Raw genomic sequence first — 13,081 nt, 5'->3', positions numbered from 1 at the left:
TTTAAAGTGACAAATAATTTAGCTCAATGATTTTTTGGTTATAAAAATTTAGATTCTCCAGATAGTCAAGTAAGATCTGTAATGAGTTTTCTATGCTTTGTATGTATTGAAAAAAGTTAATTTCTCCTGATTCATAACTCTTTTTTGCTGTCCAGAAAATTTCCTCAGACAAATGTTTCCCATCCTCTTGATAGTATTCAAGGGCTTCTTCATACTTTTTTAATTCAGCATAAAGCGTAGCTTGTTTTGCTTCTAATCGAATTCTGAAATCCTTGGCCTGTTCGTCAATGATATCTATAGCAAGCTTGGAAGCTTTGATACTGGCACTGTTACCAGTAAAAAGTATTGGAATCTTCAATCCTATCTGATAACCGTTCAATGTCCCGTCTAAACCAGTGTTGGATCCTTGAAAATAATTAAGCGTTATATCTGGCAGGAGACTTTGGGCGGCAACATTTTTTCTGGCCATTACATATTCTTTTTTTGAATCATAATATTCAACACCAGGATTCGATTCTAATCCCATCTGGTTGATAACAAGTTTTGATAATTTAACTTTGGATATCAGTAATGGCGCATTGGATTGAACCAATTTTTGTAATTCCAGCGTTGATTTTTCAACCTCCTGCTCGGATTGAAGGAATAAAGTATGCAATTGTTTTTGTTTGGCCTGTGCGGTTATTTTTTCCAGATAATTCGTCTCCCCTGTTTCGAAGCGTCTTTTGGCCGCATGCGCAAATGTGAGGTAAAAGCTATCTAACTTTCTTAATACCTGCCTTTCTTCTAAATGATATTGCAATTGATAGTATTCGGAATACAACGCTTTTTGCAAGCGCCTTTTTTGAATATTGAAACTTTTGCTTTCAACAAGTTTGTTTGCCTGATTCACTTTTTTGTCTGCAAAGTAACGCGAAGGGAATAGAAAATCCTGTTCAATACCAAATACCTTTAAGGGTAAATTATTATAGGCTATGTTGTTTTCATCATAATGATAATAGAGCTCTGTTTTATCAAAAGTAAAAGCCTCATTCAGTTTGACCTTGGCTTCTTCTACCTTCAGGGTTTGGGCTTTTAAACCGGCATTATTTTCAATCGCCTCAACATAGATCTCATCTAAACTGAGTCCTTCCTGCTGATTTTCCTGGGCATTCAGCTGTATAGAAAGCAATACCAACAGGCCGCCAATGACTGTTTTTTTCATTTTTGTTTTTTTAAGTTTTAATCTTTCTTCAAAGAGATAATACAATACAGGCAGCACCAATAGGGTCAAGAAGGTTGAGGATACCAATCCACCGATTACTACCGTCGCAAGTGGCCTTTGAACTTCAGCTCCGGCACCTGTAGAAATAGCCATTGGGAGAAAGCCTAATGCGGCTGCCAGAGCGGTTAAAATCACCGGTCTGAGTCGCTCTGTAGTTCCTTTAATGATTCTTTCCCGGATGGATAGGGAGGTTGATTTTTTTAATTCTTTGAAATGCTCGATCAAAACTATTCCGTTAAGAACTGCAATCCCGAAAAGTGCAATAAATCCGACACCTGCCGAAATGCTAAATGGCATGCCCCTGAACCATAGGGACAAAATACCTCCCACGGCGGCCAAGGGAATTGCCGAATAAATCATTAATGATTCACTTACCGATCCAAAGGCAAAGAAGAGCATCAAGAATATGAGCCCCATGGCAATTGGAACAGCTACTTTTAATCGTGATTTTGCTCTTTGCAGGTTTTCAAATTGACCTCCATAGGCGATGGAATAGCCCGTAGGCAAATCAATCGATGCTTCAATTCTGGCCTGCACATCTTCAATAACCGATTGTAAATCTCTGTTTCTGACATTAATAGCCACTACAGCCCTTCGCTTGGTATCATCTCTTGATATTTTTGCAGGACCTTCTGTGTAACGAATAGTTGCCAGCTCTTTTAATGGAATTTTATATCCAAGAGGAGAATCGACAAATAATTGATCAATGTCCACTATACCAGTCCTATGCGCTTCATCAAGACGAACTGCGAGGTCAAATCTTTTTTCTCCCTCAAATACCGTTCCTGCCACAGCTCCCGCAAAGCTCATGGAAATCAAATCATTAACCGCTTGAATATTGAGTCCGTATCTTGCAATCTTATGGCGGTTAAAATCTATTTTCACCTGTGGCAACCCTTCAATCTTCTCTACTGTGATATCTGATGCTCCTTCAACGGACATAGATAAATCTTTTATTTCATGCGCCTTTTCAGACAATATACGAAGGTCCTCACCGAATATTTTGACGGCAATATCCGATTTTACACCTGTGATCAACTCATTAAATCTCATCTCAATGGGTTGGGTGAATTCAATTTCCATATCCGGAAAAACGGCCAATGCAAGTTTGATCTGATCAGCAAGTTCGTCCTTGGTTTTTGCATTTACCCATTCGCTTTTGGGTATGAGCTTTATAATCACATCACTTTCTTCCATAGACATAGGATCTGTTGGAATCTCAGCAGCACCAATTCTACTCACTACCTGATCAATTTCAATAAATTTATCCAGTAATAATTGCTCCATTTCAGTCGTAATTTCAATGGTTCTTTTTAAGGAAGTTCCTGTTGTGAGAACCGGTTGAATTACAAAATCTCCCTCGTCAAGTGTCGGTACAAATTCACCTCCCATTGTTGAAAAAAGCCCAAAGGTACCTAGCAGCAAGGCCAGAGAAACAAACAATACGGTTTTTCTAAAGTGTAATACCCAATTAATGATCGGAGTATAAAAGGTCGTCAGATAGTTCATTAACCTGTAGCTTATTCCCTTATGATCACGTTGAGGGCGTAAAAAAATGGAAGACATCACAGGTATATAGGTCAAACCAAAAATCATGGCACCTATTAAAGCGAAACTAAAAGTCAGGGCCATTGGACGAAACATTTTTCCTTCTACCCCTGTCAAGGTAAGAATCGGTATAAATACGATTAAAATAATCAGCTGTCCGAAAATGGCTGAATTCATCATTTTAGAAGCTCCCTGAGCACATAATTCTTTTACCTTTTCCTTTCTGTCTTGTGTTTTTAATTTCAACAGACTTTCTCTTCCGGATGTCAATTTAAATGTGATAAACTCTACAATGATAACAGAACCGTCAATAATGATTCCAAAATCAATGGCACCCAGACTCATCAGGTTGGCATCCACATGAAATAAGTGCATCATAGAAATGGCAAATAAGAGGGTCATAGGGATCATCGAAGCAATGACAAGCCCCGACCTGATGTTCCCTAGAAATAAGACAACTACAAAAACAACAATTAGACAACCTAGTATGAGGTTCTCAGCCACCGTATAAGAGGTTTTATTGATCAGCTCACTTCGTTCCAGAAAAGGGTTGATATAGACTCCTTCGGGCAAGGTGTCGGCTATTTCTGCTACCCTGCTTTTTACATCATCAATAACTTTCTTTGAGTTCCCTCCTTTAATCATCATGATCTGCCCCAGCACCTTCTCACCTTCTCCATTGCCAGTGATCGCTCCGAATCGCGTAGCTGAACCAAATCCAACAGACGCCACATCTCTTATATAAACAGGAAGGCCGTTTATATTCTTTACAACAATGTTATTAATGTCTTCAAAATCTGATATCAAGCCTTCACCTCTAATAAAATAGGCTTTGTCTTGCTTTTCTATATAGCCTCCTCCGGCTATGGAATTATTCGTTTGCAAGGCAGTAAAAACTTCTCCGGCAGTAATATTCATGGCATGAAGTTTTGCTGTATTGATAGCGACTTCGTATTGTTTTAAGTAACCACCCCAGGTATTTACCTCAATGACACCCGGTATTCCAGTCAGCTGGCGCTTAACTATCCAATCCTGAATTGTTCTAAGATCCGTTACTGAATATTGATTTTCGTATCCTGGTTTTACATCCAGAATGTATTGATAGATTTCACCCAGACCTGTCGTAATCGGACCCATTTCGGGTTGTCCAAAGCCTTCTGGAATTTTCTCCGCAGCAGATAGTATTTTTTCAGATATTAATTGGCGCGGTAAATAGGTTCCCATGGCATCTTCAAAAACAATGGTAACCACCGATAACCCAAATTTTGAGACTGATCGAATTTCTTCTACTCCAGGCAGATTGGCCATTTCCAGTTCAATTGGATAAGTAATAAACTGTTCAATATCCTGAGTGGAAAGATTCCTTGACGTAGTAATCACCTGCACCTGGTTATTGGTCACATCAGGAACGGCCCCGATATGTACCTTGGTCAAAGAGTAGAGTCCAAAACCTATCACAAGAAAAGTAAAGATAAATACGCTGAGTCTGTTGTTCAGACTGAAATTGATAATTTTAGTAAGCATGATTCAATTATTAGATAAATAAATCGGTCAAAAAGAGATTATTTATTCAGATAGAGAATAAACAACTCTTTAAAAACAGTACTAATCAGTTGAATTATGCCTTCCGTGGAGGCTGAAAAACATCGGAATTCTGTAGGAATGTATACGAATTTTGATGGAAAAAATGCTTTGCTGCGGCAAGAGCCTCTGCGTGTAATATCAGGGATATTTTTTCTAATGAAATGACAAATATCTGAACTGAATCAAGGCATCTATTATGATTAAATGGCAATTTATGATGCTCCTCAGCGTCTTTAGGTTCATCCTCATGATCGGATTTCTCATCTCCATAGTGCTTGGAAATAAAGGCAAACAGGTTGTCTCCATATTCCTGCTGATGAAACTCAATATGAGAAACCAAGGCAGAGATTTTACCTACATCCTCATAATGAAGATTAAAGCTCTGTGCCAATATAAACAGGGCTAATACTATGGAACTGCATTTTGTTATCATACAAATTGGAAAATCACGATAGGTAGAATCTCCAGAATACCAATCAAAAGTAAGATTTTAATCGAAAAAAAATGCTGATAAATATCAACTTAGGTACTTGTAAAAAACAGTTTTAACTACCTGAAAAGCATACTGATTTTTACACGAAGTTGGCGTTTATAATCTTCTTCCAGCCATTTTAGGTAATTTTTAGAGCTTTTTAAAATACAAAAAGAATATTGCTTTATTCTATATTCTATTTCATCGTTCAATTCTCTGGACAAGATATGGGCATCAAAAACATCTTCACTGTTTTCTGCACAAATCTTGGCATGCTGTGCTATGGATTTTTCAAGTACAACTTTTGATTTCTGTGCTGATTTTACGGCCTCATCATATTCTTTTTTTACATCAAAAGCAAAATCAGTCGATTTAGAAAACATGGCTTTGACGGCATCAGGCATTTCATACTTGAAATTTCTTTCTATCTCGTCATCGCTAATCAAGTTCTCCAAGAAATAGGACGGGTTCTTAAAAATCAGTTGCCAATCCACATCTTCGGTCCAAAGACCAAATCTTGAAACATTGTTCCCAAGATCCAGAACAGAAAATTCTTTTTTATCATTGATCACCCGAGAGCCTCTTCCAATCATTTGAAAATACAAGGCAAGAGACTTGGTCGCCCTGTTTATAATGATGGATTCAATAGTGGGCTCATCAAAACCAGTGGTCAAGATACCAACCGATGTAAGTATCGCATCCGGTGTGTTTTTAAACCAGCTTAACACGGCTTTACGCTCCTCTTTTGTATTGGTATTGTCTATATAATTCACGTTATAGCCTGCCCTTTTAAACACTTCATATACATGTCTTGAGGTATGTATACCGTTATTGAAAATCAAGGTTTTCTTGCCTTTTCCAGTGGCTTCGTAAGCAGCAACCAGTTTTGACTGCATTTCACTTTTCGTATACAGCTCCTCAGATGATTTTACTGTATAGTCTCCATTGGCACCAATTTTAAGCGTACTTAGATTCACATTATAACTGAAGGTAGTTGCCTGAGCCAAAAATCCTTTTTCAATCAAGGAGGTGATTTTTTCACCAACGATAAGATCTTTATATATCTCATGCATGGGTAAATTGATGTTTGAACTCAATGGCGTGGCGGTTACGCCCAGAATAAAGCACTTCTCAAAATGCTTAAAGAGCTTTCTAAAAGAATTATAATGTGCTTCATCGACAATAACAAGACCGATATCATCCAAATCTGCTTTCTCTTCCTTGATCCTGTTGTTCAAGGTCTCAACCATAGCGACAAAACAAGAATATTTGTCTTCATTGGTCACTTCCTTAACACTACTATCAATTACTTTGTTGTTGACACCAAATTCGGTAAGCATATTGGAAGTTTGCTTACTCAGTTCAATTCTATGGGTAAGAATCAGTACTTTGTGTTTATTCTTTTTTATATAGCGACGTGCAATTTCAGAGAAGATGACTGTTTTTCCACCCCCGGTTGGAAGCTGATAGAGTAAATTATACTCTGTGGGATTCTCATTAATTCTTTCGAATATCTTGTCTATGGCACCATGTTGGTAATCATATAATTTTTTACCAATAATTTTTTCTTCCTTGTCAAGTCTTGTGAGCACCATATATCGTAATAAATAAACCTTGCAAAAATACTCATTTAAGTAGCTTCTTGGGCAATTCTTTCGATTATTTTTTTTTCTTCAACAGTGATTTTTGCTATACGTCTGATACCTATTTATTTAGCGAATTCATTCGGGTATAAAAAAAGCCACTCCTGTAAAAGAGTGGCTATCTTATTCTGAAAGAATAGGATTATATATTCTCGGCTAACCAGTCACCCACTTCCGAAGTTCCATGTGAAGTTCCTCCTTCCGAAAGATCTTCTGTTACGATCCCTTCAGCCAGGGATTTATTCACAACAGCTCTGATCGCAGCACCTTCTTCATGTAAGCCAAAACCTGTTTCAAACATCATAGCGGCTGACAACACAGTTGCCAAAGGATTGGCAATATTCTTTCCGGCTGCCTGAGGATATGAACCATGAATCGGTTCAAATAAAGAAACATCAGCTCCTACCGAAGCAGAAGGCATGAGCCCCATTGAGCCTGAAATTACTGAAGCCTCATCGGTAAGAATATCACCAAAAAGGTTTTCTGTGATCAGCACATCATAAGAATTTGGCCATTGGACCAATCGCATGGCAACAGCATCCACAAATTCATAAGAAACTTCAACCTCTGGATAGTCTTTTTCCATAGCCTGTACTGTTTCTCTCCACAATCTGGATGTCTCCAAAACATTGGCCTTGTCTACACAGCATAACTTTTTCCCTCTGCTCATGGCCATTTCAAAGCCTTTTTTCGCTAGTCGCTGTACTTCTGCTCTCGAATAAACACAATGATCAAAAGCAGTGTTCCCAGCATCTTCTCTTCCCTTTTTTCCAAAATAAATACCACCGGTCAATTCTCTGAGAAAAACCAGATCAGTACCTTCGATTCTTTCTTTTTTCAAAGGGGATTTATCTATCAATGAAGGAAAAGTAAAAGTAGGTCTTACATTGGCAAATAAGCCCAGTTCTTTTCTCATTTTAAGCAAACCCTGTTCAGGACGGACTTTTGCTGAAGGATCATTATCGAACCTTGGATGGCCAATGGCTCCAAACAATACCGCATCTGAAGAGGCACATATATCGTGTGTTTCCTGCGGATAAGGGTCTCCTACCGCGTCGATGGCTGCAGCTCCTGTAAGAGCCGGATGCCAACTAATTTCATGATTGAATTTTTTTGCCACAGCATCTGATACTTTTACGGCCTGCTCGATCACTTCCGGACCAATACCGTCACCTGCTAGAAGGGCTATTTTTAATTTCATAAGATTTTTATTAGTCTAAATTATATTCAACATTTTTTGAGTGGCAATAATCGCTGATACCGTTTGATCAGAGTCAAGCCCTCTTGTTTTAAAAATTTTCTCGTCTTGTTTCCAAGTGATCACGGTTTCACAAAGGGCGTCTGAATTAGAACCTGGAGGAATTCGAACAGCATAATCAGTAAGAATCGGTAATTTCATTCCCTTTCCCGCATAAATTTTACCCAAGGTATTCATAAACGCATCAAACTGACCATCTCCCTGTGCATTCTCCTGTATAGAAGTACCGTCTATTTTCACCGAAACTGTGGTGGAAGGTCTCAAGCCTTTGGAATGGGTTAAAACATACGATTCAACCACTACGCGCTCTTCTACCGTATTACTATCAAGAACATCAGAAATAATATAAGGAAGGTCTTCTTTCGTTACCACTTCCTTTTTATCTCCCAATTCAATAATTCGTTTGGTCACTTTAGAAATATCTTCATCACTTAAGTGTAAACCAAGTTCCTGCAAATTTTTCTGAATATTCGCTTTACCAGAAGTTTTACCGAGGGCATATTGTCTTTTTCTTCCAAATCTCTCCGGCAATAGATCATTAAAGTAAAGATTATTCTTGTTGTCACCATCTGCATGTATTCCAGCAGTTTGTGTAAAAACATTATCTCCCAAAACCGGTTTGTTTTCAGGAATTCTAAAACCAGAAAAAGTCTCCACAAGTTTACTGACTTTAAAGAGAGAATCTTCTTTTACCGAAATATCAATCTCAGGTAAAAAATCATTGATAACCGCCACAGCACTGGCCAAAGGAGCATTTCCTGCTCTTTCTCCCATACCGTTTACGGTAAGGTGTAATCCGTCAGCACCCGCTTTTACAGCTTCAAGTACATTCGCTACTCCCAGATCATAATCATTATGTGCATGGAAATCCACATGTAACTGTGGATACCGTCTTTTTACTTTGTCAACAAATTCAAAAGATTCTGTAGGACTTAATACACCCAGCGTATCGGGTAGTAATAACCTTTTAATGGGCTGGGTTGCCAGAAAATCAAGAAACTGAAACACATATTCCTGAGAGTTTCTCATACCATTGCTCCAATCTTCTAAGTAAACATTTGTGGCGATACCTCGATCCAATCCACTTTGGATACTTTCAGAAATCGCCTTAAAATGTTCTTCGGGTGTCTTTTTTAACTGATGTGTTAAATGATTCAATGAACCCTTGGTCAGTAAATTCTGAACCTTGGCTCCGGTTTCCTCCATCCAGTCCAGTGATAATCCGCCATCAACAAAGGAAAGTACTTCCACTTTATCAATAAAACCGGCTTCAGTGGCCCAGGTTGTAATATCCTTCACAGCATTGAATTCGCCCTCAGAAACCCTTGTTGAAGCAATTTCAATTCTGTCTACCTTAAGTTCCTCTAATAATAATTTTGCAATCGTTAATTTTTCAGAGGCCGAAAAAGATACGCCATTTGACTGCTCCCCATCTCTGAGGGTCGTATCCATGATTTCGATTTTACGTCTTTCTGACATGCAGCTATCTGTTAAAAAGGTCTTTGATCCGCAAATTCCACGATCTCGTCCTTCATGTTTTGCAAGTAATCAATATCGTCAAAGCCATTCAGCATATTTTCTTTTTTATACCCATTGATGTCAAAAGACTCTTTAGATCCAGTACTTAACAAACTAACTTCCTGCTTTTCCAGATCAACTAATAATTCTGTATTGGCATCCTTTTCGATTTCAGCAAATATTTCCGCTAAAAAAGATTCGCTCACCTGAACAGGTAACACACCTACATTCAGGCAGTTATTTTTAAATATGTCCGCAAAAAAACTTGAAATCACGCATCTGAATCCAAAATCATATACCGACCAGGCAGCATGCTCTCTTGACGAACCTGATCCAAAATTTCTTCCTCCTACCAGTATTTTGCCACTGTAAATAGATTTATTCAGTACAAAATCTTCTTTTGGACTTCCATCTGAATTATACCTCCAATCTCTAAATAAATTATCTCCAAATCCTTTCCTTTCCGTTGCTTTTAAAAACCGCGCAGGAATAATCTGATCGGTATCAACATTCTCTATCGGTAAAGGATAAGCGCTACTTTTTAAAACTGTAAATTTATCGTAAGCCATTTTTTCGTTTTATTTTCTTTTTGAAATAATTATAATAATTCTCTTGGGTCAGTCACTTTTCCTGTTACTGCTGCAGCAGCTGCCATTAACGGACTTGCCAATAAAGTTCTGGAACCTGGCCCCTGTCTTCCTTCAAAATTCCTGTTCGAAGTACTAACAGCGTATTTACCGGCAGGAACTTTGTCATCATTCATGGCCAGACAAGCTGAACAACCTGGTTGACGCAACTCAAATCCTGCTTCTTCTAAAATTTCAAGAATACCTTCCTCTTTAATCTGATCTTCAACTATATGAGATCCTGGAACCAGCCATGCCGTAACATTATCAGCCTTTTTCCTGCCTTTTACAATTGATGCAAAGGCCCTGAAATCTTCAATTCTTCCGTTGGTACAACTACCAAGAAAAACATAGTCAATCTTCTTTTCAATCATGGCTTCACCTTCATTAAAGCCCATGTAGTTTAAAGACTTATCAAAACTTGCCTTTCCTCCACTGATACTTTGGGCTAAGGGAATATCTTTTGAAATTCCGATTCCCATTCCTGGATTTGTCCCAAAAGTGATCATTGGCTCAATCTCAGCTGCATCATAATTGAACTCTTTATCAAATGCTGCTCCTTCATCTGTCTTTAAGGTCTTCCAATAAGCCATCGCTTCTTCCCAATCTGCTCCTTTTGGTGCATACTGTCTCCCTTCAATATAGTCATACGTAGTCTGGTCTGGTGCAATCATTCCACCTCTCGCTCCCATCTCAATACTCAGGTTACAAACCGTCATTCTGCCTTCCATGCTCATTTTCTCAAAAACATCACCTGAATATTCTACAAAATAACCTGTTGCTCCTGAGGTGGTTAACTGTGAAATAATAAACAATGCCACATCCTTTGGTCCAACTGCTTTTCCAAGAGTTCCATTGATATTAATTCTCATTTTCTTAGGCTTTGGCTGCATAATACATTGCGTAGACAAGACCATTTCTACCTCAGAGGTACCTATTCCAAAGGCAATCGCTCCAAAAGCACCATGTGTTGACGTATGTGAATCACCACATACAATTGTCGAACCAGGAAGTGTAATTCCATGTTCCGGTCCTACAACGTGCACGATTCCATTGTTTTGATCTCCCAAGCCCCAATGACTGATGCCCCATTTGTTGGCATTTCTTTCAAGGGTCTCCAGTTGATTCGCAGACAGTGGATCTTTTACCGGTAAATGCTGATCAATTGTTGGCGTATTGTGATCTGCAGTAGCAAAGGTTCTGTTCGGATAAATAACATCGATACCTCTGTTTTCCAATCCTAGAAACGCAACAGGACTTGTTACTTCATGAATGAAGTGACGATCGATAAAAAAAACATCCGGACCATCTTTGATGCTTCTAACCACATGTGCATCCCAAACCTTATCAAATAATGTTTTACTCATAATATTTTAAAATCTATTTTATCAAATTTATCAAGATAGATGCAAATTTATTTTTTTCAATGAATCTTTCCGATGTTCATCTCTATATTTTTACAATGTTCAAAGCTATTTATTGACATTATGCCTGCAAAAAATAACGCCCAACTTTTTTATCCTACCAAGGCCATTGCGATTAATTAAAATTAAAACTGATTTAATTAGTAATTTTATAATTATGGGTATAAATATTAGCTATTCTTCATCCTATTGGAAATAACCGCTTTATCCTAAAGAGTGGATAAATACAAATTAGATCACAAGAAATACGATTTTTAAGAATTAAATTATTGTATTTTTAAACCTTATTTTCTACCAAACTTATAATTTAGAACAGTCTATGAAAAAATCAACACTAGTCTTTTTTGCCATTTTCTGTGCCAACATAATGTATGCACAAACAAGACCTCCGGAAAATGAAAATCAACAAAGACAACGCGCTCTATTGATTCATAATAATGTGATCACAATAGATACACATAATGATATTAATGTTGGGAACTTTTCTCAGGAAAGAAATTACACTCAAAATCTGGACACACAAGTAAATTTGCCTAAAATGATCGCAGGCGGGCTTGATGTTTCCTGGCTTATCGTATATACCGGGCAAGGAAAGCTCGATAAAAAAGGTTATGAAAAAGCCTATAAAAATGCCATCGCAAAGTTTGATGCCATTCATAGATTAACAGAAGTTTATGCTCCTGACCAGATCGAATTGGCCCTGAATAGCGAGGATGTCAAAAGAATTCACCAGCAAGGCAAGAAAGTTGCCATGATTGGTGTGGAAAATGCCTATCCCATTGGGGAGGATATGACCAGAATTGAAGAATTCTATAAAAAAGGGGCACGCTACATGTCTTTGGCGCATAATGGCCATTCTCAATTTAGTGATTCTCATACTGGAGAAAGAGATAGTATATGGTTGCATAACGGGCTCTCAGAAGTAGGAAAAGAGGCGATTAAAGAAATGAATAGACTGGGGATTATGATTGATTTATCCCATCCCTCAAAAGAAGCTAATATTCAAATGATACAATTATCCAAAGCCCCTGTTATTGCTTCTCATTCTTCGGCAAGAGGTCGTTGCGATGTCAGCAGGAATTTAGATGATGAGGTCTTACAAATGATTAAAAATAACGGAGGCGTTGTTCAGACGGTTGCACTCGCTGATTATGTTGACAAAGAAAAGGTAACTCGTAACAATGAGGCAAGCAGGCCACTGTATGAGCAAGTAGCAAAAGAACTGGATATACCCTATTTAACGATGGATGAAATAAGTGTGCTGCAAGGAGAAGAACTGCAAACTGCCTATAAGAATTATGATAACATTATGAAAAATGCCAGCAGCCGGAAACATCAGATCAATAAAGAATACCCGCTGGTAAATATCCAGGATTTTGTAGACCATATAGACTATATGGTAGCTTTGATTGGGATTGACCATGTTGGTATTAGCTCTGATTTTGATGGAGGAGGCGGTATTGAAGGTTGGAATGATGCCGGTGAAACTTTTAATATTACCTACGAGCTGGTTAAAAGAGGTTATACAGAAAAAGAAATTGCAAAACTTTGGGGCTTAAATTTATTGAGAGTTTTAGATGAGGTCCAAAAAGTTGCAGAAAACATGAAATAGAAGGCTCTATTCAGGCATGGAATCCAAATATTTGGATTTTAAATAAATTATCGTATCTTTCTGATAACTAATCCCCTATGCTATGTATAAAACTACTTTTCAAAAAATTGCTATTTTATTTAATCGATCTTTAAC

Annotated in this window: 8 protein-coding genes; 1 reads left to right on the top strand and 7 read right to left on the bottom strand. The window is 37.9% G+C overall.

Annotated elements, in window-relative coordinates:
• Position 1: 1 nt before the first annotated feature.
• The 7 genes from ACR2MV_RS13260 to leuC form a co-directional block, all read right to left on the bottom strand.
• On the bottom strand, positions 2 to 4,333 hold the full coding sequence (locus tag ACR2MV_RS13260) for a CusA/CzcA family heavy metal efflux RND transporter (protein ID WP_434022420.1): 4,332 nt from the start codon (positions 4,331 to 4,333) through the stop codon (positions 2 to 4).
• A 94-nt stretch (positions 4,334 to 4,427) separates the two neighbouring features.
• On the bottom strand, positions 4,428 to 4,826 hold the full coding sequence (locus ACR2MV_RS13255; RefSeq protein ID WP_434022419.1) for a hypothetical protein: 399 nt from the start codon (positions 4,824 to 4,826) through the stop codon (positions 4,428 to 4,430).
• Between the two features lie 116 nt (positions 4,827 to 4,942).
• Positions 4,943 to 6,460, bottom strand: a complete 1,518-nt coding sequence (locus ACR2MV_RS13250) for a DEAD/DEAH box helicase (protein WP_434022417.1) — start codon at positions 6,458 to 6,460, stop codon at positions 4,943 to 4,945.
• Between the two features lie 190 nt (positions 6,461 to 6,650).
• Positions 6,651 to 7,709 (bottom strand): 3-isopropylmalate dehydrogenase, encoded by a 1,059-nt coding sequence (gene leuB / locus ACR2MV_RS13245; protein ID WP_434022415.1) that lies wholly within the window; start codon positions 7,707 to 7,709, stop codon positions 6,651 to 6,653.
• Between the two features lie 15 nt (positions 7,710 to 7,724).
• A complete protein-coding gene (locus tag ACR2MV_RS13240; protein ID WP_434022414.1) occupies positions 7,725 to 9,218 on the bottom strand; it encodes an alpha-isopropylmalate synthase regulatory domain-containing protein in 1,494 nt (497 codons plus the stop codon).
• 38 nt (positions 9,219 to 9,256) lie between these two features.
• Positions 9,257 to 9,853 (bottom strand): 3-isopropylmalate dehydratase small subunit, encoded by a 597-nt coding sequence (gene leuD, locus ACR2MV_RS13235; protein ID WP_434022412.1) that lies wholly within the window; start codon positions 9,851 to 9,853, stop codon positions 9,257 to 9,259.
• A 29-nt stretch (positions 9,854 to 9,882) separates the two neighbouring features.
• Positions 9,883 to 11,277: a 3-isopropylmalate dehydratase large subunit gene (gene leuC / locus ACR2MV_RS13230; RefSeq protein ID WP_434022410.1), complete on the bottom strand. Its 1,395-nt coding sequence runs from the start codon at positions 11,275 to 11,277 to the stop codon at positions 9,883 to 9,885.
• A gap of 376 nt (positions 11,278 to 11,653) precedes the next feature.
• On the opposite strand from leuC, the gene ACR2MV_RS13225 reads away from it, so the two are divergent.
• Positions 11,654 to 12,946 carry a dipeptidase gene (locus ACR2MV_RS13225; protein WP_434022409.1) on the top strand — a complete coding sequence of 431 codons (1,293 nt, stop codon included), beginning with the start codon at positions 11,654 to 11,656 and terminating at the stop codon, positions 12,944 to 12,946.
• Positions 12,947 to 13,081 lie beyond the last annotated feature (135 nt).

Source organism: Lutimonas sp. (assembly GCF_051011215.1).
In the GTDB taxonomy this organism is placed as follows: domain Bacteria; phylum Bacteroidota; class Bacteroidia; order Flavobacteriales; family Flavobacteriaceae; genus Lutimonas.
The sequence above is the reverse complement of the archived record's forward strand: the minus strand, read 5'-3'. Positions and strand labels throughout refer to the sequence as shown.

Excerpts from the sequence above, each read along its gene's own strand:
- ACR2MV_RS13260 (WP_434022420.1), bottom strand. The coding sequence starts at position 4,333 with ATGCTTACTAAAATTATCAATTTCAGTCTGAACAACAGACTCAGCGTA.
- ACR2MV_RS13255 (WP_434022419.1), bottom strand. The coding sequence starts at position 4,826 with ATGATAACAAAATGCAGTTCCATAGTATTAGCCCTGTTTATATTGGCA.
- ACR2MV_RS13250 (WP_434022417.1), bottom strand. The coding sequence starts at position 6,460 with ATGGTGCTCACAAGACTTGACAAGGAAGAAAAAATTATTGGTAAAAAA.
- leuB (WP_434022415.1), bottom strand. The coding sequence starts at position 7,709 with ATGAAATTAAAAATAGCCCTTCTAGCAGGTGACGGTATTGGTCCGGAA.
- ACR2MV_RS13240 (WP_434022414.1), bottom strand. The coding sequence starts at position 9,218 with ATGGATACGACCCTCAGAGATGGGGAGCAGTCAAATGGCGTATCTTTT.
- leuD (WP_434022412.1), bottom strand. The coding sequence starts at position 9,853 with ATGGCTTACGATAAATTTACAGTTTTAAAAAGTAGCGCTTATCCTTTA.
- leuC (WP_434022410.1), bottom strand. The coding sequence starts at position 11,277 with ATGAGTAAAACATTATTTGATAAGGTTTGGGATGCACATGTGGTTAGA.
- ACR2MV_RS13225 (WP_434022409.1), top strand. The coding sequence starts at position 11,654 with ATGAAAAAATCAACACTAGTCTTTTTTGCCATTTTCTGTGCCAACATA.